General features: G+C 71.3%; 21 protein-coding genes. 12 read left to right on the forward strand and 9 right to left on the reverse strand.

All coding sequences use genetic code 11. The features are described 5' to 3' along the window. Window positions 1–63 precede the first annotated feature (63 nt). The 5 genes from AC067A_RS08935 to AC067A_RS08955 all read right to left on the reverse strand — a co-directional run bounded on the left by AC067A_RS08935 (window position 64) and on the right by AC067A_RS08955 (window position 5,980). The gene (locus AC067A_RS08935; RefSeq protein ID WP_478616528.1) at window positions 64–1,131 is read right to left on the reverse strand and encodes an aldose epimerase family protein; all 1,068 of its coding nucleotides are present in this window, start codon (window positions 1,129–1,131) and stop codon (window positions 64–66) included. Window positions 1,132–1,232: 101 nt separating this feature from the next. Next, the gene (gene yjfF, locus AC067A_RS08940; RefSeq protein ID WP_478616531.1) at window positions 1,233–2,240 is read right to left on the reverse strand and encodes a galactofuranose ABC transporter, permease protein YjfF; all 1,008 of its coding nucleotides are present in this window, start codon (window positions 2,238–2,240) and stop codon (window positions 1,233–1,235) included. After that, window positions 2,237–3,352: an ABC transporter permease gene (locus AC067A_RS08945; RefSeq protein WP_478616534.1), complete on the reverse strand. Its 1,116-nt coding sequence runs from the start codon at window positions 3,350–3,352 to the stop codon at window positions 2,237–2,239. The genes yjfF and AC067A_RS08945 overlap by 4 nt, the downstream gene beginning before the upstream one ends. Continuing rightward, window positions 3,349–4,911 carry a sugar ABC transporter ATP-binding protein gene (locus AC067A_RS08950; RefSeq protein ID WP_478616537.1) on the reverse strand — a complete coding sequence of 521 codons (1,563 nt, stop codon included), beginning with the start codon at window positions 4,909–4,911 and terminating at the stop codon, window positions 3,349–3,351. Before AC067A_RS08950 ends, AC067A_RS08945 begins: the two co-directional genes overlap by 4 nt. Before the next feature lie 67 nt (window positions 4,912–4,978). Next, window positions 4,979–5,980, reverse strand: a complete 1,002-nt coding sequence (locus tag AC067A_RS08955) for an ABC transporter substrate-binding protein (RefSeq protein WP_478616540.1) — start codon at window positions 5,978–5,980, stop codon at window positions 4,979–4,981. A 691-nt stretch (window positions 5,981–6,671) separates the two neighbouring features. Here AC067A_RS08955 and AC067A_RS08960 point away from each other — a divergent pair. Beyond that, a complete protein-coding gene (locus AC067A_RS08960; protein WP_478616543.1) occupies window positions 6,672–7,646 on the forward strand; it encodes a zinc-dependent alcohol dehydrogenase in 975 nt (324 codons plus the stop codon). Between the two features lie 526 nt (window positions 7,647–8,172). Next, window positions 8,173–10,338 carry a glycoside hydrolase family 9 protein gene (locus AC067A_RS08965; protein ID WP_478616546.1) on the forward strand — a complete coding sequence of 722 codons (2,166 nt, stop codon included), beginning with the start codon at window positions 8,173–8,175 and terminating at the stop codon, window positions 10,336–10,338. Between the two features lie 357 nt (window positions 10,339–10,695). Here the strand turns inward: AC067A_RS08965 and AC067A_RS08970 are convergent, their stop codons facing one another. Continuing rightward, the gene (locus AC067A_RS08970) at window positions 10,696–11,238 is read right to left on the reverse strand and encodes a sortase (protein WP_478616549.1); all 543 of its coding nucleotides are present in this window, start codon (window positions 11,236–11,238) and stop codon (window positions 10,696–10,698) included. A 317-nt stretch (window positions 11,239–11,555) separates the two neighbouring features. Beyond that, window positions 11,556–13,217 carry an FAD-dependent oxidoreductase gene (locus AC067A_RS08975; RefSeq protein WP_478616552.1) on the reverse strand — a complete coding sequence of 554 codons (1,662 nt, stop codon included), beginning with the start codon at window positions 13,215–13,217 and terminating at the stop codon, window positions 11,556–11,558. Between the two features lie 232 nt (window positions 13,218–13,449). Here AC067A_RS08975 and AC067A_RS08980 point away from each other — a divergent pair, with 232 nt between their 5' ends. The 7 genes from AC067A_RS08980 (at window position 13,450) to AC067A_RS09010 (ending at window position 18,767) form a co-directional block, all read left to right on the forward strand. Beyond that, window positions 13,450–14,571: a SchA/CurD-like domain-containing protein gene (locus AC067A_RS08980; protein ID WP_478616554.1), complete on the forward strand. Its 1,122-nt coding sequence runs from the start codon at window positions 13,450–13,452 to the stop codon at window positions 14,569–14,571. Window positions 14,572–14,638: 67 nt separating this feature from the next. Continuing rightward, window positions 14,639–15,103 (forward strand): cupin domain-containing protein, encoded by a 465-nt coding sequence (locus tag AC067A_RS08985; RefSeq protein ID WP_478616557.1) that lies wholly within the window; start codon window positions 14,639–14,641, stop codon window positions 15,101–15,103. Then, window positions 15,100–16,368 carry a beta-ketoacyl-[acyl-carrier-protein] synthase family protein gene (locus tag AC067A_RS08990; RefSeq protein ID WP_478616560.1) on the forward strand — a complete coding sequence of 423 codons (1,269 nt, stop codon included), beginning with the start codon at window positions 15,100–15,102 and terminating at the stop codon, window positions 16,366–16,368. Before AC067A_RS08985 ends, AC067A_RS08990 begins: the two co-directional genes overlap by 4 nt. Then, on the forward strand, window positions 16,365–17,612 hold the full coding sequence (locus AC067A_RS08995; RefSeq protein ID WP_478616563.1) for a ketosynthase chain-length factor: 1,248 nt from the start codon (window positions 16,365–16,367) through the stop codon (window positions 17,610–17,612). Before AC067A_RS08990 ends, AC067A_RS08995 begins: the two co-directional genes overlap by 4 nt. A gap of 24 nt (window positions 17,613–17,636) precedes the next feature. Beyond that, on the forward strand, window positions 17,637–17,897 hold the full coding sequence (locus tag AC067A_RS09000) for a phosphopantetheine-binding protein (protein WP_478616566.1): 261 nt from the start codon (window positions 17,637–17,639) through the stop codon (window positions 17,895–17,897). A 1-nt stretch (window position 17,898) separates the two neighbouring features. Further along, window positions 17,899–18,378 (forward strand): SRPBCC family protein, encoded by a 480-nt coding sequence (locus AC067A_RS09005; protein WP_478616569.1) that lies wholly within the window; start codon window positions 17,899–17,901, stop codon window positions 18,376–18,378. Between the two features lie 56 nt (window positions 18,379–18,434). After that, window positions 18,435–18,767: a TcmI family type II polyketide cyclase gene (locus AC067A_RS09010; protein ID WP_478616572.1), complete on the forward strand. Its 333-nt coding sequence runs from the start codon at window positions 18,435–18,437 to the stop codon at window positions 18,765–18,767. Window positions 18,768–18,858: 91 nt separating this feature from the next. Here the strand turns inward: AC067A_RS09010 and AC067A_RS09015 are convergent, their stop codons facing one another. Both AC067A_RS09015 and AC067A_RS09020 read right to left on the reverse strand, forming a co-directional pair. Then, complete coding sequence (locus AC067A_RS09015; RefSeq protein ID WP_478616575.1) at window positions 18,859–19,887, reverse strand: methyltransferase; 1,029 nt, start codon at window positions 19,885–19,887, stop codon at window positions 18,859–18,861. 54 nt (window positions 19,888–19,941) lie between these two features. Then, a complete protein-coding gene (locus AC067A_RS09020) occupies window positions 19,942–21,006 on the reverse strand; it encodes a right-handed parallel beta-helix repeat-containing protein (protein WP_478616578.1) in 1,065 nt (354 codons plus the stop codon). 197 nt (window positions 21,007–21,203) lie between these two features. Between AC067A_RS09020 and AC067A_RS09025 the strand changes: the two genes are divergently transcribed. From AC067A_RS09025 to AC067A_RS09035, 3 genes are all read left to right on the forward strand, one after another. Further along, window positions 21,204–22,748 (forward strand): MFS transporter, encoded by a 1,545-nt coding sequence (locus AC067A_RS09025; RefSeq protein ID WP_478616581.1) that lies wholly within the window; start codon window positions 21,204–21,206, stop codon window positions 22,746–22,748. 692 nt (window positions 22,749–23,440) lie between these two features. Continuing rightward, window positions 23,441–24,535 carry a UDP-glucuronic acid decarboxylase family protein gene (locus AC067A_RS09030; protein ID WP_478616584.1) on the forward strand — a complete coding sequence of 365 codons (1,095 nt, stop codon included), beginning with the start codon at window positions 23,441–23,443 and terminating at the stop codon, window positions 24,533–24,535. A gap of 105 nt (window positions 24,536–24,640) precedes the next feature. Beyond that, window positions 24,641–26,530 carry a glycosyltransferase family 2 protein gene (locus tag AC067A_RS09035; protein ID WP_478616587.1) on the forward strand — a complete coding sequence of 630 codons (1,890 nt, stop codon included), beginning with the start codon at window positions 24,641–24,643 and terminating at the stop codon, window positions 26,528–26,530. The last annotated feature ends 9 nt before the right edge of the window (window positions 26,531–26,539 follow it).

The raw sequence follows: 26,539 nt of genomic DNA on the forward strand, positions 1-26,539 counted from the left end.
ACACGGCTGCGCCCGCCGGTTCTCCACCGGCGGGCACCGCCATGTCGGCGTGCCGGTACGCGGTCAGCCGCGGGTACCGAACCGCAGAACCGTCCTCGACCGGTATTCCTCGCCGGGTCGCAGCACCGCGGAGGGGTCACCGGGACGGTTCGGGGAGTCGGGGAAGTGCTGGGTCTCCAGCGCGATGCCGGCGCTTGCCCGGTAGGGCGTACCGCTCTTGCCGAGGACCGATCCGTCGAACTGCCCCGCGGTGTAGACCTGGAGTCCGGGCTCCGTGGTCAGCACCTCCATGCGGCGGCCCGTGGCCGGCGCATGGAGTACGGCGGCCCTGCGCAGGGTCTCGCCGCCGTGCGGGTTCAGGACGAAGTTGTGGTCGTACCCGCCGCCCGCCTCGGCGCGGGCCAGGGCCTCGGCGATCCTGAGCGGCCGGCGGAGGTCGAACGCGGTACCGGGGACGGGGCGGTGGTCCCCGTGGGGGATGAGGTCCCCGTCGACCGGTGTGTAGTGGGAGGCGTCGACGGTCAGTTCGTGGTCGAGGATGTCACCGGCCCCCTCGCCTTCGAGGTTGAAGTAGGCGTGGTTGGTGAGGTTGACCGGAGTGGCCGCGTCGGTGACCGCCGCGTAGGAGAAGGCGAGTTCGTCGTCGCGGCCGATGAGACAGCTGACGGTGACGTCCAGGTTTCCCGGGAATCCCTGGTCGCCGTCGGGGCTGTGGAGGTGCAGGAGCACACCGGTCCACTCGGGGGTGTGCACGCTCTCGGCTTCCCAGAGCCGGGTGTCGAAGCCGTCGGTCCCGCCGTGCAGGCAGTGGCCGTTCTCCTGCGTGGTCAGCTGGTGCGGCTTGCCGTCCAGGGAGAACCGGCCCTGTGCGATGCGGTTGGCGTAGCGGCCGACGGTGGCGCCGAAGTACCGGGCGGCGGTGGCCGTCCGAGCCGGGTCGCGGGGAGCGAGGACGACGTCGGCCGGGGTGCCGTGCCGGTCCGGCACCCACAGCCCGTGGAGCCGGGCGCCGCGGGTGTGCACCTCCGCCGTGAGTCCGCCGGGAAAGCCGAAGATCCATCGTTGCCCGGAGTCCGTGCCGGGGTGGCAGACCGGGGGGCCGCCGGTGAAAGGGGGTGGGGACGGGTTCATGGAAGTTCCTTGTCCGGAGCGGGGTACTGCCCGGGACGGGGGCAGGGAGTCCCTGCCCCCGTGCCGGGCACGGGCGTGACGCCGGCGGTTCGGCCGGGAGGTCATTCCGCCGGGCGGGATCCGCCGAAGAGCCGTTGGAGAAGGATGAAGACGAACAGCAGACCGCCGATGACGATGCGGGTCCACCACGAGCTGAGCGTGCCCTGGAAGTTGATGACGGTCTGGATCAGACCGAGGACCGTCACGCCCAGTGCGGTCCCCAGGACGAAACCGGAGCCCCCGGTCAGCAGTGTCCCTCCGATGACGGCGGCCGCGATGGCGTCGAGTTCCATGCCGACGGCGTGCAGGGCGTACCCGGACAGCATGTAGAACGTCAGCAGCAGACCGCCGAGTGCGGAGCACAGACCGCTCACGGCGTACACCGCGACCTTGGTGCGTCCCACGGGCAGGCCCATGAGACGGGCCGAGGACTCGTTGCCGCCCAGGGCGTAGACGGTACGGCCGAAGCGGGTGTGGTGGAGGACGACGAAGGCGAGCGCCAGCACGACCAGGGCGATGACCACGGCAGGTGAGACGAAGAGTCCCCCGGGCAGGAGCACGCGCGTCTGCGCGATCCGCGTGGTCGTCGGGTCGGTGAGGGAGATGGACTCGGTGCTGATCATGTAGCAGAGGCCGCGGGCGAGGAACATCCCCGCGAGGGTGACGATGAAGGGCTGGATCTCGAAGGCGTGGATCGCCCAGCCCATCAGCGCGCCGCCTCCTGCTCCCACCAGCAGGACCACCGGCACCGCCAGGGCGAGCGGCACACCGTTCTGTTCGACGAGCCAGGCCGTCAGCATGGTCGACAGGGCCACCACGGAGCCGACGGACAGGTCGATTCCGCCGGTGAGGACGACGAACGTCATGCCGATCGCCACGACGAGCAGGAAGCCGTTGTCGATCAGGACGTTGAGCAGGACCTGCGCGGAGAAGAAACCTTCGTACTGCAGGGAGCCGATCGAGAACATCGCGATCAGCAGGGTGGCCGTCACCAGGAGCGGCAGGCGGGTGGCGTGCCGTACCGAGAACCGCCGGAGCGGCCTGGTGAGGGAGCCGGGGGTGGTGCTCACGGGTGGACCTCCTGCGGGCGGGCTCCCCCGTCGCCGGCCGCGGGGGCCGGGTCCGGGGCGGCCGGTCGGCTGCGGCGTGAGAGTCGCGCGCGGAACGCGGGCGACTGGACGAGACACACGACGATGACGACCAGGGCCTTGAAGACGAGGGTGGTCTCCGGCGGTACGCCGAGGGTGTAGATCGTGGTCGAGAGGGTCTGGATGATCAGGGCGCCCAGGACCGTCCCGCCGAGGGAGAACCGGCCGCCCGTGAGCGCGGTGCCGCCGATGACCACGGCGAGGATCGCGTCCAGCTCGATCCACAGGCCCGCGTTGTTGCCGTCGGCGCTGGAGACGTTGGAGCTGATCATCAGTCCGGCCACCGCGGCGCACACGGCGCTCACGACGTAGACCATGACCAGGAGCCCGGCCGCCCGGATGCCGACGAGCCGGCTCGCGACCGGGTTGCCGCCCACCGATTCGATGAGCATGCCGAGCGCGGTCCGCCGGGTGACGAGGGCGGTCACCGCGACGAGGGCCGCGGCGAGCAGGACGGCGAAGGGAAGGGTGAGCCAGTAGCCGCCGCCGATCATCTTGTAGGCGCTGCTGGACACGCTGATGATCTGGCCGTCGGTGATCAGCTGGGCCACGCCCCGCCCCGCGACCATGAGGACCAGCGTGGCGACGATGGGCTGGACGCCCAGCCGGGCGACGAGGAAGCCGTTCAGCAGTCCGATCGCGGCGGCCACGCCGACCGCCACCGCGATCGCCGACAGGACGGTGGGCAGGCCTCCGGGGTCCTCCGCGGTGGCGATGTGCTCGCACGCGAGGGCGCCGGCGATGGCGACCGTCGAGCCGACCGAGAGGTCGATGCCCCGGGTCGCGATGACCAGCGTCATGCCGAGTGACACCAGGAGCAGGGGGGCGCCGAACTGGAGGATGTCGATCAGGCTGCCGTACAGGTGCCCGTTCTGGACGCGGACGGCGAAGAAGTCGTGGGTGAGCGCGACGTTCCCCAGCAACAGGGCGGCCAGGACGGCGCCGGGCCAGAACAGGCGGTGCCGGGTGAGCCGCCGGGCGCCGGGCGCCCGGGCCGGGCGCCCCCCGGCGCCGGTGTCGTCAGGTGGTGTCATGAGGTGGCTCCGGTGGCGATGGCGCCCAGGATCCGGTCGGGCGTCAGGGTCGTGTCGTTGGGGAGGGTGGCGACGAGCCGGTGGTCGCGCAGGACGCCGATCCGGTGGCTCAGCCGCAGCACTTCCTCGAGTTCGGCGGAGATGAAGAGGACTGCGGTGCCCTCCGCGGCCAGGCGGGTGACGAGCTTCTGGATCTCCGTCTTGGCGCCGATGTCGATGCCCCGGGTGGGTTCGTCCAGGATCAGCAGCTCGGGGTCGGTGAGCAGCCATCGGGCGAGCAGCACCTTCTGCTGGTTGCCTCCGCTGAGGTTGCGGACCTGTGCCTCGGGATCGGCCGGGCGGATGTCGAGAACCTCGGTCCACCGGGCGGCGATCTCGTCCTGTCGGGTGCGGGAGAGGGGTTTGGTCCAGCCGCGTGCGGCTTGCAGGGCCAGCACGATGTTCTCGCGGACGGTGAGTTCGCCGATCAGGCCCTCGGCCTTGCGGTTCTCCGAGCAGAAGGCGATCCTGCGGGCGATCGCGGCGCGCGGCGAGCGCAGGACGGCGCGCTCGCCGTCGATCCGCAGCTCGCCTCCGTCGGCGTGGTCGGCACCGAAGAGCAGCCGGGCCGCCTCGGTGCGTCCGGATCCGAGGAGTCCGGCCAGGCCGATGACCTCGCCGCGGTGGATGTCCAGGTCGTACGGCTGGATGGAACCGGCCCGGGCGAGTCCGCGGGCGCTCAGGAAGGGGGCGTCCGTGGAGCCGGGGACGGCGGCGGTTCCGGTGTGGGAGGTCTCGGCCAGTTCGTCCAGGGTGCGCAGTTCGCTGCCGACCATGCGGTGGACGAGGGCGACGGGTGTCAGCTCGTCGATCCGGTACTCGCCTTCGAGGCGGCCGTTGCGCAGGACGGTCACCCGATCGCACAGGTCGAAGACCTGGTCGAGGAAGTGGGTGACGAAGAGGATCGCGACGCCCCGGTCACGGAGGCGGCGCACCAGGGTGAACAGTTGGGCGACTTCGTCCCGGTCGAGGCTGGAGGTGGGCTCGTCCAGGACGAGGACCTTCGCCTTGATGTCCACGGCGCGTACGATCGCGACGAGCTGCTGGACGGCGAGGGAGTGCGCGCTCAGCGGCAGGCGGACGTCGAGGTCGAGTTCCAGCTCGGTGATGAGCTGTGCCGCCCGCTGGTGGAGTGCCGACCAGTGGACCAGCCCGAGGCGTCCGGGTTCACGGCCGATGAGGATGTTCTCGGCGACCGAGAGGTTGGGGCACAGGTTCACCTCCTGGTAGACCGTGCTGATTCCGGCGTGTTGTGCCTCCAGTGGTTCGGTGAACCGCCGGGGGCTGCCGTCGACGGAGATCGTTCCCGCGTCGGGCGGGTGGACCCCGGTGAGCACCTTGATGAGGGTCGACTTGCCGGCGCCGTTCTCGCCCATCAGCGCATGGACTTCGCCCGGGAAGAGGCGCAGGTCCACGCCGTCGAGGGCGAGGACGCCGGGGAAGGCCTTGCGGATGCCGTGGGCCTCCAGGACGGGCCGGTCGGTGCGGGTGGGTGTACGGGGGGTGGGTGGGGCTGCCATCCGCCCTCCTCTCCTGAGGGGCCGGGGGCGGCGCGAGGGCCGCCCCCGGTCCGGTGCGGGCGGAAGGTCAGTACTGGCGGCTCGGCAGGGCGGCCGCGGCCTGGTCCTGGGTGAAGACGCCCTCCTTGACCTCGACCCGCTGCGGGACGCTCTCCCCGGCCGCGACCTTCTTCGCGAGTTCCATGAGCTGGTCGCCGAGGAGCGGGTTGCACTCGACCACCACGTTGATCTTCTTCTCCTGCATGGCGACGAAGGCGTCCTTGATGCCGTCGACGGAGATCACCTTGATGTCGGTGCCCGGCTTCCTGCCCGCCTCCTCGATGGCCTGGATGGCGCCCAGGGCCATGTCGTCGTTGTGGGCGTACAGGACGTCGATGTCCTCGTGGGACTTGAGGAAGGCCTGCATGACCTCCTTGCCCTTGGCGCGGGTGAAGTCCCCGGTCTGGGACGCGACGACCTTGAACTTGGGATCGCCCTTGATGACTTCGGCGAAGCCGGCCTTGCGGTCGTTGGCGGGCGCCGAGCCGGTGGTGCCCTGGAGTTCGACGACGTTGACCGGGCCGGAGGTCCCCTCGTACTCCTTCGCGAGCCACTTGCCGGCCTCCTGCCCCTCCTTGACGAAGTCGGAGCCGAGGAAGGTCCGGTAGAGGGAGGTGTCCTGCGAGTCGACCGCGCGGTCGGTGAGGATCACCGGGATGCCGGCGTTCTTGGCCTCCTTCAGGACGGTGTCCCAGCCGGACTCCACCACCGGGGAGAAGGCGATGACGTCCACCTTCTGCTGGATGAAGGTTCGGATCGCCTTGATCTGGTTCTCCTGCTTCTGCTGCGCGTCGGAGAACTTCAGCGTGATGCCGGCCTTCTCGGCCGCCTCGCGTACGGACTTGGTGTTGGCGGTGCGCCAGCCGCTCTCGGCTCCTACCTGGGCGAACCCGAGCACCAGTTTGCCGTCGGAGGAGCCCTTGCCGGCGCCGCCGGTGGTACCGGTGGTCGCGGGCTCGGTGGTGCAGGCGGTCAGCACACCGCCGGCCAGGGCGACGGCGGCGATGATGCGAAGGGCTCTGTGGGACATGTCGTGGTTCCTCTCGGGACGTGCGTCGTACCGGGCGGGGCCCTGAAGGAGAGGGGCCCGGTGAAGGCGTGGCTGCGCGGGGGTGGTCGAGGCCGGGCGAGGCAGGACGAAACGTCGGCCCCGACGATCGGCGAGCTGGCGAGTGCGACACATTGTGAGCGCTAACAGAGTTGTAACTCAAGAGCCTGTAAGGCCGTTACCCGTTCTTGATACGCAGGAGCGAGTCGGCGGCGGAGCGCGGGAAGACCCCGGAAGGCAGGGGGAGCACACAATCACCGACACTCCTCGGACTCTCCGCGCAGTCCGTGCGACCTCCGGCGGGATGGAGGCGTCCCCCACCACTCACAGACCTGATGCGGCCTGACATGGAACAACCGCCCGAAAGTTGTGAGCGTTAACACTCTCGTCCACCATTCCGTGCACGAGCCGGAGGAGACGTCGACGTGCGCCACACCCACGCGCGCGCCCCAGCCGAAGGGCCGCACGAGGACCGCGCCGGACCACCGAAAGCCCTGGGCAGTGGCGCCCGTTGACACCTCCACACCACGCTTCGTATCGTCGCGACACCATTTCGAACATCGTCCGAGATATCGAACATCGGGAGTCGTTCAATGTGTTCCACTCGGTCCAGCGCCCCGGGTGGCTTCCGGTGAGCCCTCGGAAGCAGGCCGTCGTCCTCGACGCTCCCGGGATGTTTCGCCTCGTGGAGCACACACCCCGGCGGCCAGGGCCCGGCGAAGCCCGGGTACACGTCCACGCCGTCGGGATCTGCGACAGCGATCGTGATGTCTACCTGGGCCGCCGCTCCGCTCCGTACGTCAGATATCCGGTCACCCCGGGCCACGAGTGGTCCGGCACCGTCACCGCTGTGGGAGAGGGCGTGGCCGCTTCCTTGATCGGCCGCAAGGTCGTGGGCGAAGGGCTGCGGAACTGCGAGACCTGCGTACGCTGCCGCGACGGTGAGACCGACCTGTGCGCCGGTGGCTACGAGGAGACGGGGTTCACCCTTCCCGGCGCCATGGCCCCCACCCTCGTCGTCCCCGCTCGTCTGCTGCACGTGCTGTCGCCGGACGCCGACCTGACCGCCGCCGCGTTCCTGGAGCCGGCCGCCTGCGCGGCCGCCGCCGTCCTCAAGGCGTGCCCCCTGCCCGGTTCACGGGTGGCCGTCATCGGTTCCGGCGCCCTCGGCCTGCTCTCCGCACAACTCCTCGACGCCTTCTCCCCGAGCGAGCTGACGGTCGTCGGCACGAGCCCCGGCCGAGCCGATCTGTCCCGTCGCTTCGGAGCCACCACCTACCGGACGTGGGACCGAGCCTCCGGCCTGGCGGGCTTCGACGTGGTGATCGACGCCGCGGGCGCGACGTCGAGCGCGCGTGCCGCGATGTCCCTGTTGCGGCCGGGAGGTCGCCTGGTCCTCACGGGCATCCCGGTCCAGGGGGCGGAAGGACTCGATCCCGCCGAGGTGGTCGCACGGCAGCTGTCGATCGGAACCGCCTTCGGGGCCCCCTCCGGCGCCTGGTCCTACGCCGTACGCGCCTTCTCCGCGGAACGGCTGACGCCGCTCGAACTCCTCACGCACCAGCTGGGCATCGACGAGTTCGAGCGGGCCATGGAACTCACCGGCAGCCGCGATCCGCGCGTCGGGAGAGTTCTGCTCCGTCCTTGAGGCCCCACGACCCGGGATCGCGTTCGCGGCGATGACCTCGGCGTACCCGACGGGCGCCGCGCTTCGGAGTACGTGGCCGGGTGGCACAGCCGCACCGGCGGCGCGGCCCTGGCGGCCACGCCGCGGACAGGGTCTCCGCGGGCCAGGGGGGCGGAATCGGGTCCCTCCGTTGCGGCGGTCGACCGCCTGCGCCTTCGTGGCGCACGCCATCCGCACGGGCGTCGCGGCCTGGGGACCGGTCACATGGTCGGCTTCGCGCCACTGCGTCGATCCCGTTGACGGTACGGGCGGGCGTCACTAACGTGCGTTCAGATCCCCTCCTCGACCGGTGCACGCCATGTCATCATCTGGGAGCGCTCCCACGACCAGGGGGCAAGGAGGGGCAATTGACATGAACACTCCACAAACACCCTCGGGGCCGTTCTGCCAGGCCGGAGGCGACCAGCTCCGCCTCCGCCGCCGGACGGACCTGCCGACGCGGACCGGCTCACCCCGCTGATCCCCCGACGACACACAGGAGCCGCACATGCCACCCTCTCGCTCGTCACGTCTCTCCACCGCCCTGCTGGCGGGCGCCCTTCTCCTGGGCGGTCTCGCGTCCCCACCGGCCGCCGCGGGCACCCGCGCCGCCGCGGACGTCCCCGCCGCCACGGCGGCGACCACGGCCGTACGCGTCAACCAGGTCGGCTACCTGCCCGACGGGCCCAAGCGCGCCACCGTCGTCACCACGGCGACGCAGGCGCTCTCCTGGCAGCTGCGGAACGCGTCCGGCGCCTTGGTCGCCTCCGGATCGACCGTCCCGCGCGGCCCGGACGCCCCCTCCGGACAGTCCGTCCAGGTGGCCGACTTCTCCTCGTACCGGAGCACGGGTTCGGGATACGTCCTGGTCGTGGACGGCGGCAGCAGCGCACCCTTCGACATCCGCGCGGACCTCTACGACAGCTTGCGTTCCGACTCGATGGCGTTCTTCCACCACCAGCGCAGCGGCATCGCGATCGACGCCTCCCTGGTGGGTGCCGCCTACGCACGCCCGGCCGGACACCTCGGCGTCGCGCCCAACCAGGGCGACACGTCCGTCCCGTGCCAGGCCACCGTGTGCGATTACCGACAGGACGTCAGGGGTGGCTGGTACGACGCGGGCGACCACGGCAAGTACGTGGTCAACGGCGGCATCTCCACCTGGCTGGTCGTCAACTCCTTCGAGCGGGCCAAGCGGGCCGGCGGGGACGCCGCGCTGGGCGACTCGACCCTGCGTATCCCCGAACGCGGCAACGGAACACCGGACGTCCTCGACGAGGCGCGGTGGGAGCTCGACTTCCTGATGCGCATGCAGGTTCCCGAAGGAAGGCCGCACGCGGGCATGGCCTTCCACAAGGTCCACGACGCGGCCTGGACCGGCATGCCGCTGCGTCCCGACCAGGACGCGCAGCCCCGCGAGCTGCACCGGCCGTCCACGGCGGCGACCCTCAACCTCGCGGCGACCGCCGCGCAGTGCGCCCGGGTCTTCCGCCCGTACGACTCCGGGTACGCCGACAGGTGCCTGTCGGCCGCCCGTCGGGCCTGGACCGCGGCACAGGCCAACCCCGCCCTGTACGCGCCGGGCTCGGACAGCACGGGCGGCGGAGCATACGACGACACGCGGGTCACCGACGAGTTCTACTGGGCAGCCGCCGAGCTGTACGCGACGACCGGCGAGAGCGCCTACCGGGACGCGGTCACCTCCTCGTCCTGGCACACCTCCGTCGACGCCTTCAGCCCGTACGGCTTCGGCTGGGCGGACACGGCCGCCCTCGGCCGGCTCGTCCTGGCCACCGTCCCCAACGGCCTGCCCGCCTCCGACCTGACCCGGATCAGGGCCTCGGTGACGGCAGCCGCCGACGGCTACCTGTCCAGGATGGCCGCCCAGGGCTATGCCGTACCCGTCCCGGCGGACGGGTACTTCTGGGGATCGAACGGCGAGGTCGCCAACGACGCGATCGTCATGGCCGTCGCCGGCGAGCTGACGGGCGACGGGCGCTACCGCGCCGGCGCGCTGGAGACCATGGACTACCTGCTCGGCCGCAACGCCCTCGGCGTGTCGTACGTGACCGGCCACGGCGAGACGTCCTCGCAGAACCAGCACCACCGCTTCTGGGCGCACCAGTTGGATGCCGCCCTCCCCCACCCGCCCGCCGGTTCGCTCGCGGGCGGTCCCGACAGCGCGCTCCAGGACCCGGTCGCGCAGGAGAAACTGACCGGCTGCGCGCCCGCCGCCTGCTACATCGACGACATCGGCTCGTACTCGACCAACGAGGTGGCGGTCAACTGGAACGCCCCGCTGGCCTGGCTCGCCGCCTACGCCGCCGAGCGGACCTCCACGGGCGGCGAACCGCCCACCGCTGCCTGCGCGGTGACGTACACGGTGAACAACGTCTGGAACAGCGGCTTCACCGCGACCGTCACCGTCAAGAACACCGGCCCGACGGCCGTGGACGGCTGGCAGCTGGCCTGGTCCTACCCGGGCGGCCAGCGCGTCACGAGCGCCTGGAACGCCACCGTCACCCAGAACGGCACCACCGTCAGCGCCCGCGGCGCCGACTGGAACCGGGCGATCGCCCCCGGTGCGGCCGCGACCTTCGGAGTACAGGGCACCCACACGGGCTCGAACCCCTCCCCCGCGGCCTTCACGCTCAACGGGAGCGCCTGCGCCTGATGCGCGGCCGGGCCGGGCGGCGCGTCCGCCCGGCCCGGCCGGCGCCGAACCCCGCCCCCGTGACGATCTCCGGCTCGGTGGGACCGTGATCAGCCGCCGTCCGCCGGCTCCGCCTCTCGGCGGAGTGCGACGACAAGCCCGCCCAGGCCCTCGTCGACACGGCGACCGGGAGAGCAGGACGACACCGGCGAGGGCCGTCCAGGCGAGTACCCCGACCGAGGGGACGCGCCCGGACGGCGCTCTGCCGGGCTGCGGCCCGGAGCCGTGCTTCACGTGGATCGTGCCTTGGCCGGATGGCGTACCGGATCTCCTCGCGGAGCCGGAACCGGAGCCGTGGGCGTGGGCGTGGGCGTGGGCTCAGGCCCCGTTTTGGGCGGCGGTGGCGTGGCGGCGCGTCCTGATCAGGGCGCCGGCGGTGGCGCCGCCGAGGAGCAACGCGCCGAGGGCGTACGGGCTGCCGCTGCCGGACCCGTCCGCACCCGCAGCCGCAGCCGTGCCCGCAGCCGTGCCCGCGCCTGCGGCCCAGCCGAAGCCCGCTTCCACTGCGCCGACCGGCCGGCCGGAGATCTGATAGGTGGCGGTCTGCTTGATGCGAGGCGGGCACTTGAGGGTCACGGTGTCCGTGCCGGAGGCGGCGTCCGACGGAAGCGTGAACTTGCCCACCAGGACGCCCTCCCGGTCGCCGGGCAGGAGGTGGAACTTCCCACCCGCCTCCGACTCGCCCTTGCCGTACGTCTCCTTCCCGCAGGCGGTCGTGCTGACGGTGACGGTGGTCCCGGGGGCCGCCTTCGCCGGATCGACCCGGACGTCGCCGTCGGGCGCCGCGACGGCGGGGGATGTGGACAGGACGAGGGCGCCCAGGACCAGGGCGAGCTGGGAACCTGTACGTGCGAGACGCATGCTTCTTCTCTCCTTCGGCGGAGCTTTCCCGGCCGGCTGGGCAGCGCGGCACCTGTGCTGTGCTCCGTGCACGAGAAGAACCCCGCCCGGTGAGCACCGCAACGGGAGACTCGCGCGCGCTGTCCCCCGGTCGGGGTCTTGATCTGCCCTGCTGGTGATCATTTCCGCAGGTCACGGCGGCCCGTACGACGCTCGGGATCGGACGGCGTCCTGCGCGCGAACGGGCTAGACGCACGGATCACGAGCATCGTCGGTGCTGCCTCGTCCTGTTCACGGCGAAGACTTCCAGCCCTGCCGTGCCGGCCACGAGGAAGCGGTCAGTCCCGGCACAGGATCGCCGTGAGGGCCTGCCGCAACGCCGCTGCGGGATCCGCCGACGCCCCTTCGGACCGCCACGCGACGAACCCGTCGGGGCGGACCAGCACCGCGCCGTCCGGAGTGACGCTGTGAACCTCCGCCCAGTCCGTTTCGCTCGCGGGAGAGAGCTCCGCGCCGGGCCCGGCGCCGATCCGGTACGAGTCGAGCGGCACCGACAGCTGCTGCGCGACGCGCGTCGCCGCGGTGTGCCAGTCACCGGCGCCGTCTTCGGAACTCAGAAGCACCAGGGACCGCTCGTACAGATCGAGGGTGGAGACCCGGGTACCGGCGCGGTTCAGCCACATGTGGGGTGCCCGGCTTCCGGGTTCTCCCGTCAGGCGCAGTCCGTCGGACACGACCGGCATCGCCGGGTCGGCGCCCAGGACGGCGCCCTGCGGATAGCGGTAGCCGAGCACCTCGTTGAGGATGCCGCCCTTCTTCCCGACGGGCCCGCCGGATCCGGGGCCGGGGGCGTAGCCGGGGTGGCTGTGTTCGACCGATCGTGCCGCGGCCCGGGCGCTCGTCGTCTCCGCGACCGGCCGGCGCTCCGCGCCGTAGGAGGCGAGCAGGCCGGGGCCGGCCCAGCCGTCCAGGACGGCCGCGAGCTTCCAGGCGAGGTTGTGCGCGTCCTGGATACCGGTGTTGGAGCCGAACGCCCCGGTGGGCGGCATCTCGTGGGCGGAGTCGCCGGCGAGGAACACCCTTCCGTCCGCGTACCGTTCGGCGATCCGCTCGGCCGCGTGCCAGGGAGCCCGGCCCGTGATCTCCACGTCGAGGTCCGGTACTCCCACGGCCCGGCGGATGTGTTCCCGGCAGCGCTCGTCGGTGAACTCCTCGAGCGTCTCGCCGTGTTCGGGGTGCCAGGGGGCGTGGAACACCCAGCGTTCCCGGTTGTCGACCGGCAGCAGGGCGCCGTCGGCCTCCGGGTCCGTCAGGTAGCAGACGATGAAGTGCCGGTCGCCGACGACGTCCGCGAGGCCGCGGGAGACGAACGTGATGCTCACGTTGTGGAACAGGTCGCCCTGGCCGCTCTGCCCGATGCCGAGCCGCTCGCGGATCGGGCTGCGCGGGCCGTCCGCCGCGACGAGGTAGTCCGCGCGGATGGTGGTGTGCTCACCGGTCTCGCGGCTCTTGACCTGCGCGGTCACTCCTTCGGCGTCCTGCTCGAAGGACATCAGCTCCGTACCGAACCGCAGGTCTCCGCCCAGCTCGCCGGCGCGCTTGAGCAGCACCGGTTCGAGGTCGTTCTGACTGCACAGGCACCATCCGGCGGGGCTGAAGCGGGCGACGCCACCGCCGGGGTCGATCTCCCTGAACAGCCACTCTCCGACGTCGCCCACCAGGCTCGGCGTCTGCAGGATGCCGTTGTTGCGCGCCAGGACCGACGCCGCCTCCTTGACGTGCGGCTCGACGCCGGCGCTGCGGAACACCTCCATCGTGCGGACGTTGTTGCCGCGGCCACGCGGGTGGATCGAGGTGCCCGTGTGGCGCTCGACCAGGGTGTGCGGCACGCCGAGTCGTCCCAGGAACAGCGAGGTGGACAGGCCCACCAGCGAGCCGCCGACGATGAGTACGGACGTGCGGTGGCCGGGTTCCTCGCCGGCCACGTCGAATCGGTTCATTGTTGGTCTCCGGCGTCACCTGCGACGCGAGTCGGGGTTGGGATGCAGATTCATGCCCTTCGGTGACCGGTCCGCGGGCCGGGGGCACCCGGATGACACGCGGTTCACTCGTCCGCTTCACGGGGCTCGCGCGGTGTCGCCGCTCCTGTCAACGATCAACACATGACGGTCCCGGTGTGTCGGTCACCCGGGTCGTTCCCCTCCCCCACCGAGAAGAGAAGAGGTGTGCAGGATGGCCCCCTCGGGACGCATCTCGCAGTCCGTGTTCGACGGCTCCAGGCTGCGGGTGATCCTCCTGCTCGACCTGTACGAGGGCGCGCAGCAGCAGTTCCTGGACGCGTACGAACTCATGCGCAAGCAGGTCGCCTCCGTTCCCGGTCACATCAGTGACCAGCTCTGCCAGTCCATCGAGAACCCCTCGCAGTGGCTCATCACCAGCGAGTGGGAGAGCGCGCCGCCGTTCCTCGCGTGGGTGAACAGCGAGGAGCACGTCGAGACCGTCAAGCCGATGCACAGCTGCGTCCGGGACACCCGTTCGATGCGCTACAGCATCCTCCGGGAGACCAGTCCCGGTCAGCCGGTCGCGCGGGCCGAGACCTCGGCCGACGTGCAGGTGGAGGCCCGCGTGGGCGACGGTGTGGCACGCCACGCCCTCACCTTCACGGTCAAGCCGGGGTCGGAGTCGAAGGTGGCGGAGATCCTGGCCGGGTACCAGTCGCCCCAGGCCCAGGTCGACGAGACCACCCGGCTGCGCCGCACCTCCCTCTTCATGCACGGCAACCGCGTCGTGCGCGCCGTGGAGGTGGAGGGCGACCTCCTCGCGGCGCTGCGGCACGTCGCCCGTCAGCCCGAGGTGCGCGCGGTCGAGGAGGCCATCAACCCGTACCTGGAGCAGGACCGGGACCTCACCGACCCCGAGTCGGCCCGTGTGTTCTTCACCCGGGCGGCCCTGCCCGCCGTCCACCACGTGGTGTCCGACCGGCCGACGCCGGCCGGCCTGCGCCGGCACGCCCTGTACTACCCGGCCAAGGAAGGCCGTGGGATGGACCTCGCCCGGCTGCTCGCCCATCAGGACCGGGCCGCGGCGGACGATCCGGGCAACCCGGTGCACAGCAGCACCGTGTTCCAGCGCGACGACATCGTGGTGCGCCTCATCGACGCCACGGGCGAGCTCGACCTGGACCCCGTCGCCTCCCTCGGGCTCAAGGGCCCCGGGAAGGCCGCGGAGCTGGAACGCCTCCTCGACGGCGCCGCGATCGGCGTCGAGGGCTCCCTGGAGACGGAGCGCAACATCAACCGGCTTCTGTCGCACGCGGACATGCTGCCCGTCACGGACCGTTCGGCGCACTCCTGACGGCCGGCCGCGGCTCGCACCGCGGTCGCTCCCCAGCACGTCACTGTCACATCTGGAGGTATCAACCATGCTCAAGCCACGCATCGTGACCCTGAGCGAGACGGAACCCAACCGCAGGCGGGGAGGTGACCTGCGGGCCATGCTCACGCCGGCCACCGTGGGTTCCACCAGCGGCTTCATGGGTCTGGCCATCGTCCAGCCCGGCGAGCGCATCGGCGAGCACTACCACCCGTACTCGGAGGAGTTCGTGTACGTGGTCGCGGGCTCGCTGGAGGTGGACCTGGATGGCGACACGTACGCGCTCCGGTCCGATCAGGGCCTCCTGATCCCGATCGACGTTCGGCACCGGTTCCGCAACGTGGGCGATGTGGAGGCGCGCATGGTCTTCCACCTGGGCCCGCTCGCCCCCCGGCCGAGCCTCGGCCACGTCGACACGGAGATCACCGACGAGTCCGAGCTCGCCGCGGCGGGCCCGCACCTGACCGTGCACGACCCGGGACGGGCGTCCGAGCGAAGCGGGGCCATCGAGTGACCCGGCGAGTGGCCGTCACCGGCATCGGTGTGGTCGCTCCAGGCGGCACAGGGGCGAAGGCGTTCTGGGACCTGCTCGCAGCCGGCCGTACCGCGACCCGTGGCATCACCCTGTTCGACCCGGTCGGGCTGCGCTCGCGCATAGCCGCAGAGTGCGACTTCGACCCGGCGGACCACGGACTGGATCCGGACGTGAGCCGCCACGCCGACCGGTACATCCAGTTCGCCGTCGTCGCCGCCGGGGAAGCCGTCCGCGACTCCGGACTCGACACCGACGTCGAGGACCCCTGGCGCGTGGCCGTCTCCCTGGGCAGCGCCGTCGGCGGCACCACCCGACTCGAACGCGACTACGTCCTGGTCAGCGAGGGCGGACGGCGGTGGGACGTGGACCACCGCGCGGCCGGCCCCAAGCTGCACATGGCGTTCTCACCGAGCACGCTCTCCTCCGTCGTGGCCGAGCAGTTCGGCGCCCGCGGCCCGGTGCAGACGGTCTCCACCGGCTGCACCTCCGGCCTCGACGCCGTGGGCTACGCCTTCCACACCATCGCGGAGGGCCGGGCGGACGTCTGCATCGCAGGTGCGTCGGACTCCCCCATCTCCCCCATCACCATGGCCTGCTTCGACGCCATCAAGGCCACGTCGCCCGACAACGACGACCCGGAGCACGCCTCCCGGCCCTTCGACAACAACCGCAACGGTTTCGTCATGGGAGAAGGCGCGGCCGTCCTCGTCCTGGAGGAGTACGAGCACGCCAGGGCACGAGGTGCGCACATCTACTGCGAGATCGGCGGCTACGCCACCTTCGGCAACGCGTACCACATGACCGGTCTGACCGGCGAGGGGCTGGAGATGTCCCGGGCGATCGACTCCACGCTCGACCAGGCCCGGCTCGACCCCACGCTGATCGACTACGTCAACGCGCACGGCTCGGGCACCCGGCAGAACGACCGGCACGAGACCGCCGCCGTGAAGCGGTCACTGGGCGCGCACGCCTACGACACACCCATGAGCTCCATCAAATCCATGGTGGGGCACTCGCTGGGCGCAATCGGCGCGATCGAGGTGGCCGCCTGCGTGCTCGCACTGAAGCACCAGGTGGTACCCCCGACGGCGAACTACGAGACCCCCGACCCCGAGTGCGACCTGGACTACGTGCCGCGCACCGCCCGCCCCCGGAAGCTCAGGAACGTGCTCTCCGTCGGCAGCGGATTCGGCGGCTTCCAGTCCGCGGTGCTCCTGACGGGAACGGGCGGGAGGACACGATGAGCAGCGAGCGCCCACGGCGCGCGGTCGTCACCGGGATCGGCGTGATCGCCCCCAACGGTCTGCGCACCGACGCGTACTGGAAGTCCGTCCGGGAAGGACTGGGCGTCCTGGACAGGATCAGCCGTGAGGGGTGCGGGAACCTGCCGCTCAAGGTCGCCGGCGAGGTCCGCGGCTTCGAGCCCTCCGACCTGATCGAGGAGCCCTTCCTCGTCCAGACCGACCGCTTCAGCCACTACACGATGGCCGCGGCCCAGCTCGCGCTCGACGACGCCGGCCTCGTCCACGACGGCCCGGAGGAGCCCTTCTCCATCGGCGTCGTCACCGCGGCCGGCTCCGGCGGCGGCGAGTTCGGGCAGCGGGAGCTCCAGAAGCTCTGGTCCCAGGGGTCCAAGTTCGTCGGCCCGTACCAGTCCATCGCCTGGTTCTACGCCGCGAGCACCGGCCAGATCTCCATCCGCGGCGGGTTCAAGGGCCCGTGCGGTGTGGTGGCCGGCGACGAGGCGGGCGGCCTGGACGGCCTCGCCCACGCGGCCCGGGCCGTGCGACGCGGGACCGGCGCCGTGGTCGTCGGAGCGGCGGAGGCGCCCCTCGCCCCGTACTCGATGGTCTGCCAGCTCGGATACCCCGAGCTCAGCACCGTCGAGGACCCGGACCGCGCCTACCGGCCCTTCACCTCGGCCGCCTGCGGCTTCGTCCCCGCGGAGGGGGGCGCGATGCTCGTCGTGGAGGACGAGCGCCGCGCCCTCGACCGGGGGGCGGCCGTCCGGGCCGTCGTCGCCGGCCACGGCGCCACGTTCACCGGCGCCTCCCGGTGGGAGGAGTCCCGGGAGGGACTTGCCCGCGCCATCCGCGTCGCCCTCGACGAGGCCGGATGCGCGCCCGAGGAGGTCGACGTCGTCTTCGCCGACGCCCTGGGCGTCCTGGAGGCGGACCGCGCGGAGGCGCTGGCGATCGCCGACGCCCTCGGGGCGCACGGCACCCGCGTCCCCGTCACGGCGCCCAAGACGGGCATCGGCCGCGCCTACTGCGGCGCGCCCGTCCTGGACACCGCCGCCGCGGTCCTCGCGATGGAGCACGGCGTGGTCCCGCCCACGCCCAACGTGTTCGACATCTGCCACGACCTCGATCTGGTGACGTCCCGCGCTCGCCCCGCCGAGCTGCGCACCGCCCTCGTCCTCAGCCGGGGACTCATGGGATCCAACGCGGCGCTGGTCGTGCGCCGCGGCGACGACTCCGCCCGGTAGGACCGGGCGGGAAGGAGAACAGAGATGATCACCACCGCACTGACCTTCGACGAACTCGCCACGCTGATGAAGCAGGCTGCCGGGGTCACCGTCGACGCCCGGGAGCTGGAGAAGGAACCGGACGTCCCGTTCACCGCCCTCGGGCTCGACTCGCTCGGCCTGCTCGGGATCGTCGGCGAGCTGGAGAACCGGTACGGCGTGGCGCTGCCGACCGACGCCGAGCGCTGCAAGACGCCCGCCGAGTTCCTCGGCCTGGTCAACAGCGCCCTCAAGACGGGAGTCTGACGTGTCCGGTCACACCGACAACAGCATCACCATCGACGCGCCGCTCGACCTCGTCTGGGAGATCACCAACGACATCGAGAACTGGCCCGATCTCTTCAGCGAGTACGCCTCCCTGGAAGTCCTCTCCCGTGAGGGCGACACCACCACCTTCCGTCTGACCATGCACCCGGACGAGTCCGGGAAGGTCTGGAGCTGGGTGTCGGAGCGCACCGTCGACCGTCGCGGCCGGACCGTCCGCGCCCGCCGCGTCGAGACCGGCCCGTTCGACCACATGGACATCCGGTGGGAGTACGAGGAGACCCCGGCCGGCGTCCACATGCGCTGGGTGCAGGACTTCGCGATGAAGCCCGACGCCCCGGTCGACGACGCCTGGATGACCGACAACATCAACCGCAACTCCCGCACGCAGATGGCCCTCATCCGGGACCGCATCGAGCAGGTCGCCCGCGACCGCCGGAGCGCCCCGGTCCTGCCCGGCTGACCGAACCCCGCCGCGGAGACCCGTACACCCGCTCGTCCCACCTGGAAGGACGCTCGATGCACCACGCTCTGATCGTCGCCCGCATGGCGCCCGGTTCGGCTCCGGCGATCGCCGACGTGTTCGCCGCCTCGGACCGCGGGGAACTCCCGCACCTGGTCGGCGTCACCCGGCGCCGCCTGTTCCAGTTCGGCGACGTGTACCTGCACCTCATCGAGTCGGAGCAGGATCCGGCGCCGGCCATCGCGAAGCTGACCGGACACCCCGAGTTCCGTGACGCCAGCGAGAAGCTGTCGGCGTACGTCAGCGCGTACGACCCGCAGACCTGGCGGAGCCCCAAGGACGCCATGGCGCAGTGCTTCTACCACTGGGAGCGCGACGCCGGTTCCTGATCCGCCGAGGTACACGGCAGGGAAACCCGAGGCCGCCCGCCCCGCGAACGACGCGGAGCGGGCGGCCTCGGGTTCGTCTCCCCCGTCCCCGTCAGGCGGGCACGGTGCACTCGAACGCGTGGAGGTAGGCGTTGACCGGGCGGATCTCGCCGATGACGAGTCCCGCGTCGGTCAGCCGGTCGACCATGCTCTGCCGGGTGTGCTTCGCACCTCCGACGTTGAGGAGCAGCAGCAGGTCCATGGCGGTCGTGAACCTCATCGAGGGCGTGTCGTCGACGAGGTTCTCGATCACGACGACCCGGGCGCCGGGGCGCGCCGCCTTGCGGACGTTGGCGAGCGCCCTGCGGGTGCTGTCGTCGTCCCACTCCAGGATGTTCTTGATGATGTACACGTCCGCCTGGATCGGGATGTCCTCGCGGCAGTCGCCGGCGAACACCCGGACCCGGGGACTGAGCGCGCCGCCGTCCCGCAGGCGCGGGTCGGCGTTCTCCACCACTCCCGGCAGGTCGAGCAGCGCTCCGTTCAGGGACGGGTGCTTCTCCAGCAGACTCGCCAGGACGTGTCCCTGTCCGCCGCCGATGTCCGCGACGCAGGACACGTCCCCGAGGTCGAGGAGGTCCGCGACGTCCTGTGCCGACTGCCTGCTCGACGTGGTCATGGCCCGGTTGAAGACGTGGGCGGACTCGGGCGCGTCCTCGTTGAGGTACGTGAAGAACTCCCGCTCGTACACGTCCTCGAAGACGTTCCGTCCGGAGCGCACCGCCTCGTCGAGCTTCGGCCAGACGTCCCACGTCCACGGTTCGGTGCACCACAGTGCGATGTACCGCAGGCTGTGCGGATCGTCCTCGCGCAGCAGCCGGGACATCTCCGTGTGGGCGAAGGTGCCGTCGGGCTGCTCGGTGAAGACCCCTTGGCAGGACAGCGCACGCAGCAGTCTGCGCAGTGTCCGCGGCTGGGTCTTCACCGCCGCCGCCAGGTCCTCCACGGTCATGGGCGTGTCGCCCAGGGCGTCGGCCACGCCCAGGCGGGCGGCCGCGCGTACGGCGGCGGCGCACGCCGCCCCGAAGACGAGTTCCCTCAGCCGCATCGGCGGGGCGGGAGCCGGGTCAACCGTTGTCATCTGTTCGCCTTGTCCTTGCTGTCGTGCCGTCGGTGGTGTCGGGGAGTCCGGTGGTCAGCACATTCCGGCGGGTTCCGAGAGCGTGCAGGTGTTGCGGGTGAAGGTGTTGCCCTTGCCGGTGTCCCGGTCGGCCAGATCGGCGGGGCTGTTGCGCATCACCACGTTGTCGCGGATGGCGTTCTGCTCGTTCAGGACGCCCACGAAGCTCTTGAACAGCACGATGCCGCCCGAGAGCGGCGAGGCGCCCACGTTGCCGACGACCCGGTTCTTCTCCACCACCGTCTCCTCGGCGCCGGTGAGGACGATGCCCGAGCCCTGCAGGAAGGGCAGTCGGGGGGTCTTCGGGCAGTACTTGTTGTTGGCGTGGATGTCGTTCCGGCGCAGGGTCATCGCCCCCGCGCGCGGCGTGGACTCGTCGCCCACCACGAACACGGCGGCGCAGTTCCCGGTCGCCTCGTTGTGGTCGACGGTCACGTTCCGCAGGCGCCGCACCGTGAGGCCGATCCGGTTGCCGGACAGGCTGTTGCGGGTGATCCGCGTCCCCTGGGCGTCCGTGGCGCCGGCCTCCGTGTCGGTGGTGTTGGCCAGGAACAGTCCGGCGTCGGCGTTGTTCCGGGCGATGTTGTGGCTGAGGACACCACGCGTGGATCTCTCCTGGGCGATGCCCCACTTCCCGTTCTTCTCGGCGAGCACCTTGCGGACCGTGAGCCGGTCGGTCCGGGAGGCCCACAGGCCGTTCCCGGTGAAGCCCCTGAGCGTGAGCGAGCGCACGGTGACGCCCTGGACGGGGCGGCTCTCCGTCCCGGTCACGCAGATGCCGTGACCGGCCTTGGAGCACGCGTCGCCGGCGGTGGCGTCGCCGGGCACGAGGACGGTGGAAGCGAGGCCCGAGCCGAGCAGCGTCAGGCCCGAGGTGGTGATGCGGACGCTCTCGCGGTAGGTGCCCGGTGACAGGACGATGGTGTCCCCCGGCTTCGCGGCGTCCACGGCCTTCTGGATCGAATCGCCGGGCTTCACCAGGTGCGCTGTCCGGCTCTCGGCCCTCAGGGGGGCCGCGCCCAGCCCGGAGGCCACCAGAGCCACGGTGCTTGCCAGGAGGGCGATCTGTCGTTTGGTCATGTGCCGAAGCTATGAGTGCGTGTTCCGGCCTGCCACCGCTGATCGTCCAGCCGGGCCTAGGCATACCTCCCTGCGGTTCACGCTTGGGCGTGGCGCGCGGGTCCCGGGGGGAGGCTCCGCTCTTCCGTGGATCATGGGGGGCCGCCGGGGGCACCTCTTCGGTGTATTTCGGTGTATTGGGCAGCGAAGGGGTTCGGATGCGCAAGTGGTGGCCCTTGGCCGCGATCTGTCTGGGTACGTTGATGCTCCTGCTGGACGTCACGATCGTGACCGTGGCGCTGCCCGCCATGGCGGCGGACCTCGGCACCACGCTCTCCGACCTGGAATGGGTCGTCGACGCGTACGCCCTGGCGCTGGCGTCGCTGTTGCTCGGCGTCGGGTCCCGTGCCGACCGGATCGGCCGCAGGAAGGTGTACCTCCTCGGGCTGATCGTCTTCACCGCGGCGTCGGTGGTGTGCGCGGCGGCCCCGGACGCCGGTGTGCTGATCGGCGCCCGGGCGGTACAAGGAGTGGGCGCCGCCGGGATGTTCGGTACGACGATCGCCCTGCTCGGCATGCACTACAGCGGCCGGGAGCGGGTCGTGGCCTTCGCCGTGTGGGGCGCCACCAACTCGGTCGCCGCGGCGGCCGGCCCGGTGGTCGGCGGACTCCTCACCCAGTACCTGGACTGGCGGTGGATCTTCTTCGTCAACCTGCCGGTCTGTCTGGCCGCGGTCGTGATGACCCTGCGGTCCGTGCGGGAGGCCAAGGGGCAGGGCCGGCAGCGTGCGGACGTCCTCGGCACCGTCGCCTTCACGGTGGTGAGCGGCGCCCTCACGTTCGGGCTGATCCGCGCCCATTCCGACGGCTGGACGGCGCCCCTCGCCCTCGGCCTGTTCACCACGGCGGCCGTCGCCCTCGCCGTGTTCGTCGTGGCCGAGACGAGGCACGAGCACCCCGTGCTCGACCTGTCCCTGTTCCGCAGGCCGTCGTTCGCCGGCATCATGATCAGCACCCTGTTCCTGCAGGGAGCCGCGTTCGCCTCCCTGTTGTACGAGTCCCTGTGGTTGCAGTCCGTCCTGGGGTACGAGCCCGTCGAAGCAGGTCTGTACATCCTGCCCATGTGCGCCTCCGCGTTCCTCGCGTCCGTGCTCGCGGGCCGCTTCGGCCCCTGGCCGCCACGGGCGACCATCGGAGGGGGGCTGGCACTCATCGCCCTGGGCTCCGGGATGCAGGCCACCCTCGACGCGGGATCGTCGGGCGGCAGCCTCGTGGCGGGGCTCGTCGTCGCCGGTCTGGGCGTCGGGCTCGTGACGCCCAGTCTGTCGGCGGCTGCCCTGGCCACCGTGCCGCCGGAGCGCGGAGGCATGGTGGGCGGTGCGGTCAACACCTTCCGTCAGCTGGGTTTCGCCTTGGGGATCGCCGTGTTCGGCGTGATCTTCCAGTCGCGGATCGAGGGTGTGCTGAAGGCCGACGGCGGCATTCCCGACCCGCACGAGGCGGCCGTCGTCCTGAGCGGCGGACACGCCCGGGCGTTCGTTGCCGGCTGGCCGGAGGACGAACGCGCCGAGATGACGCACCTGGTGCGCGAGGCGTTCACGTCCGGCCTGAACGCGGTGCTGGTCGTGGCGGCGGCCCTGGGGGCGGCGGCCTCGCTGATCGTCTTCGCGACGGTACGCGCCCCCACGGCCGACGCCGGGCGGCAACCGGAAGCGGGCGCGATCCCGGGCGGACAGGAGACGCGAGCGGACGCCGCCCGGTAGCGCCGGGCGCCCATGGCGTGGGACCTCATGGCGCCGACTGCCTTTCCGCCGGTCTGAAAGGGCCCGCCTGTCGTACCACCAGCGGACGAAGAACCTTCCGGTGGTGTCATCGCCGAAGAATCCCGGCTTCTTCCGGGGACTCGGAAGGAAGCGCCGGAACCGGGCTTCTGTCCGTCGGGCGCCTTTGTCCCCTCGCGATCACGAAGGCGCTGATACCGCCCGGGCGTGCGTCATCGCGGGAACCTGTGTTTCCGACATCCCCGTACCGGAGGGCCGCCACTGCCCATGGCGGCCCTCCGGCCTTTTCGGGCGCGCAGGTGATCTCACTCTCGAACGCCGATCTCGAAGAGCAAGAGGAAGCCGTCGAGCCGGCGGGCACGAGGGCCGCGTCCGATTCAGCCTCGCACACCGACATGGACACGTGCGGGTGACACCGTCTGATTACGCCGTTCGGCATGCGGCACAACCAAGAACCTGGCGGCGGGACCGCGCTTCCTCCCGCAAGGTGCCCTCCGATCAGCCCAGCGCCGGAATTGCCTCCGCAAAAATGACTACGTATACCCATACTCTCGTCGTGCATCTTCCGGGATGGCTCCGCTTTTCGGACCGTCAGGTCATTCCGGCATTGCTCGTCCGGTTATCCGTGCGAGCGGATCCCGAAGTCATTCCGCTTCTCACTCCTGGAGAAACACATGCGCGTTGCCGTGACCGGTGGCGGTGGTTTCCTTGGATCACACCTGTGCGAAGCGCTTCTGCGGCGCGGCGACTCCGTGGTGTGCCTCGACAATTTCTCGACGGGCGATCCCGAGAACATCGCCCCTTTCCTGAACCACCCGGCCTTCGAGTTCCAGTACGCCGACGTGAGCGTGTCCGTGGAGGTCGCCGGCCACGTCGACGCCGTCGCCCATCTGGCGTCCCCGGCCTCCCCGCCCGACTATCTGCGCCATCCGCTGGAGACGCTCGCGGTCGGGAGCCGCGGCACCGAGAACGCCCTGCGCCTGGCCCAGCGTCACGGCGCGCGCTTCATCCTCGCGTCGACGAGCGAGATCTACGGCGATCCACTGGTCCACCCGCAGGAGGAGACGTACTGGGGCAACGTCAACTCCATCGGTCCGCGCAGCGTCTACGACGAAGCGAAACGATTCGCCGAGGCGCTCTCCGCCGCGTACCACCGCACGCACGGAGTCGACGTCGGCATCGCCCGGATCTTCAACACCTACGGGCCCCGCATGCGCCCCCACGACGGTCGTGTGGTGTCCAGCTTCATCACCCAGGCTCTGACCGGCGAACCGCTCACCATCTACGGCGACGGCGGGCAGAGCCGCAGCTTCTGCTACGTCGACGACCTGGTCCGAGGACTGGTCGCGCTCCTCGACTCCTCCGAAATGGGCCCCTTCAACCTCGGGAACCCGGTCGAGCGCACCGTGTCCGAACTCGCCGGCATGGTCCTGGAGATGACCGGCTCGTCCTCCGAGGTGAAGCACCACCCGCTGCCGGTCGACGACCCGGTCCGGCGCCGCCCGGTCATCACCCGCGCCCGCGAGGCACTGGGCTGGGAGCCGGAGGTCGACATCACCGAGGGCCTGCGTCGCACCGTCGCGTACTTCGACGCCCACGCGGATCGCCTCGCCGCCTCGGCCGCGGTGATCCGCGGCGGCCAGGACGAGACGGTCCCGCTGGCGGCGGCGACGTCGACGCCCCTCACGCCACAGTCGATCCCCGGTCCGGCGGGCGCCGCGCCCGGCGTGGCGTCCTCCGCGCCGGGGGCCGCCGTCGCGAGTGGCTGATCCACGCGCCGCGGCGGGCCTCCCGCCGGTCCCGCCGCGGCCCCGAGTCCGTCGGGCCTCCTTCCCCGGGCCCTCCCCCTCGCACCGCCTGGAGAACCCGCTGCCATGACGTCGTTGGAGCAAGGTCCCGTCCACGGGACCGGCACCGCCCAGGAACCCCCGCTCCTCTCACCGGCTCCCGGCTCACCGGCGGAGTGGGAGGCGCTGGGCGCGGAGATCCACGCCCTGTCGAACGGCGCCGTGGCCTCCATCGGCCCGGACGGCCCCGTCCTCGCGCGCCCGGGGCGCGGGCTCACCGCCCGCCCGTCCAGCTTCGTCCGGGCGTTCTCGCGCTCCCACCGTTTCCTGGTCGCCGTGCTGTCCCTCGGCTGGGCGGCCTGCCTGGTGTGGTTCTGGGTGTGGTGGTTCGAGCCGTCCCACCGCATCGGCTGGACCGGCCTGGTGGTCAACAGCGCCCTGCTGCTCTACCTGGCCTTTCTGCCCGTGCACTTCCTCGTCGCGCTGATCCGGATGCGGCGCTTCGACCCGGCCGTCGAGGTGCCGCGGCTGCGGACCGCGTTCGTGGTGACCCGCGCCCCGTCCGAGCACTGGGACATCGCCCGGACGACCCTGGAGGCGATGCTCGGCCAGGACTACCCGTACGCCTACGACGTGTGGCTGTGCGACGAGGATCCCACCGAGGAGATCACCGACTGGTGCCTGGCTCACGGTGTCGGCGTCTCCTGCCGCCGTGGCCGCGCGGACTACCACAGGGCCGCCTGGCCGCGGCGGACCCGGTGCAAGGAGGGCAACCTCGCCTTCTTCTACGACCATTGGGGCTACGAGCGCTACGACGTCGTCGCCCAGCTCGACTGCGACCACGTGCCGCACCCGCGCTACCTCGTCGAGGTCGTCCGGCCCTTCGCCGACCCGGCCATCGGCTACGTCGCCGCCCCGAGCGTCTGCGACGCCAACGCCGACCAGTCATGGGCGGCGCGCGGCCGCCTGCAGCGGGAGGCGGTCTTCCACGGCCCCGTACAGCTCGGCCACTCCGCCGGACTCGCTCCGCTGTGCATCGGCTCCCACTACGCCGTGCGCACCGAGGCGCTGCGGGACATCGGTGGCCTCGGTCCCGAGCTGGCCGAGGACTTCTCGACGTCGTTCCTGCTCAATTCGGCCGGATGGCAGGGCGCGTTCGCGATCGACGCCGAGGCCCACGGGGACGGCCCGATCACCTTCGGCGCGATGGTCACCCAGGAGTTCCAGTGGTCGCGAAGCCTGGCGGTGATGTTCTTCGGGATGCTGCCGCGTCACCTGAGCCGGATGCCCGGAAAGCTGCGGCTCCGCTTCTCCTACGCGCTGCTGTACTACCCGCTGCTCGCCCTGACCACGGTGATCGGCATCATGCTGCCGCCGATCGCGGCGGTCACCGGCGTTTCCTGGATCCACGTCAACTACTTCGAGTTCCTGGCCCGCTTCTGGACCATGTCCGTCTGGCTGATCCTGCTCACGCTGCTGTGCCGCAGGGTGGGTCTGCTGCGCCCGAAGGACTCGCCCGTGATCAGCTGGGAGATGTGGCTCTTCGGCCTGGCCCGCTGGCCGTACGTGGCCTGGGGCGTGGGGGCGGCGCTCATGCAGAAACTGCGGCCGCGCCCGGTCACCTTCAAGGTCACGCCGAAGAAGCGGGAAGGCCTCGAACCGCTGCCGCTGCGCGCCGTGGCGCCGTACCTGGTGATCACGCTGTTCCTGTCCTGCGCCGCCGTCGTCGGTCAGTTCACCGGTCCCGCCTTCGGCTACGTGTTCCTCTGCATCCTGGGCGCCCTCTCGTACGCGGCGGTGACCCTCGCGGTCTGCTCCCTGCACATCGGGGAGACGGCGCGCGCCGCCGGCGTCCCGCGGCACCGGGCCTTCCGCACCGCCGCCGTCCCGCTCGCCGCCGGACTGCTCGCCCTGATCCCGCTGGCGCTCGCCGTCGGCGTCTTCCCCACCTACCTCACCGGCTTCTACACCTGGTGACGGTCCCTG

The sequence above is a fragment of the Streptomyces sp. NPDC043176 genome (assembly GCF_056436715.1).

What these genes read in the sequence shown, in the direction of transcription:
- AC067A_RS08965 (WP_478616546.1), top strand. Translation starts at nt 8,173, where the DNA reads ATGCCACCCTCTCGCTCGTCACGTCTCTCCACCGCCCTGCTGGCGGGC.
- AC067A_RS09030 (WP_478616584.1), top strand. Translation starts at nt 23,441, where the DNA reads ATGCGCGTTGCCGTGACCGGTGGCGGTGGTTTCCTTGGATCACACCTG.
- AC067A_RS09000 (WP_478616566.1), top strand. Translation starts at nt 17,637, where the DNA reads ATGATCACCACCGCACTGACCTTCGACGAACTCGCCACGCTGATGAAG.
- AC067A_RS08985 (WP_478616557.1), top strand. Translation starts at nt 14,639, where the DNA reads ATGCTCAAGCCACGCATCGTGACCCTGAGCGAGACGGAACCCAACCGC.
- AC067A_RS08935 (WP_478616528.1), bottom strand. Translation starts at nt 1,131, where the DNA reads ATGAACCCGTCCCCACCCCCTTTCACCGGCGGCCCCCCGGTCTGCCAC.
- AC067A_RS08950 (WP_478616537.1), bottom strand. Translation starts at nt 4,911, where the DNA reads ATGGCAGCCCCACCCACCCCCCGTACACCCACCCGCACCGACCGGCCC.
- AC067A_RS08960 (WP_478616543.1), top strand. Translation starts at nt 6,672, where the DNA reads ATGTTTCGCCTCGTGGAGCACACACCCCGGCGGCCAGGGCCCGGCGAA.
- AC067A_RS09015 (WP_478616575.1), bottom strand. Translation starts at nt 19,887, where the DNA reads ATGACAACGGTTGACCCGGCTCCCGCCCCGCCGATGCGGCTGAGGGAA.
- AC067A_RS09010 (WP_478616572.1), top strand. Translation starts at nt 18,435, where the DNA reads ATGCACCACGCTCTGATCGTCGCCCGCATGGCGCCCGGTTCGGCTCCG.
- AC067A_RS08945 (WP_478616534.1), bottom strand. Translation starts at nt 3,352, where the DNA reads ATGACACCACCTGACGACACCGGCGCCGGGGGGCGCCCGGCCCGGGCG.
- AC067A_RS08995 (WP_478616563.1), top strand. Translation starts at nt 16,365, where the DNA reads ATGAGCAGCGAGCGCCCACGGCGCGCGGTCGTCACCGGGATCGGCGTG.
- AC067A_RS09035 (WP_478616587.1), top strand. Translation starts at nt 24,641, where the DNA reads ATGACGTCGTTGGAGCAAGGTCCCGTCCACGGGACCGGCACCGCCCAG.
- AC067A_RS08955 (WP_478616540.1), bottom strand. Translation starts at nt 5,980, where the DNA reads ATGTCCCACAGAGCCCTTCGCATCATCGCCGCCGTCGCCCTGGCCGGC.
- AC067A_RS08970 (WP_478616549.1), bottom strand. Translation starts at nt 11,238, where the DNA reads ATGCGTCTCGCACGTACAGGTTCCCAGCTCGCCCTGGTCCTGGGCGCC.
- AC067A_RS08980 (WP_478616554.1), top strand. Translation starts at nt 13,450, where the DNA reads ATGGCCCCCTCGGGACGCATCTCGCAGTCCGTGTTCGACGGCTCCAGG.
- AC067A_RS09020 (WP_478616578.1), bottom strand. Translation starts at nt 21,006, where the DNA reads ATGACCAAACGACAGATCGCCCTCCTGGCAAGCACCGTGGCTCTGGTG.
- AC067A_RS09025 (WP_478616581.1), top strand. Translation starts at nt 21,204, where the DNA reads ATGCGCAAGTGGTGGCCCTTGGCCGCGATCTGTCTGGGTACGTTGATG.
- AC067A_RS08975 (WP_478616552.1), bottom strand. Translation starts at nt 13,217, where the DNA reads ATGAACCGATTCGACGTGGCCGGCGAGGAACCCGGCCACCGCACGTCC.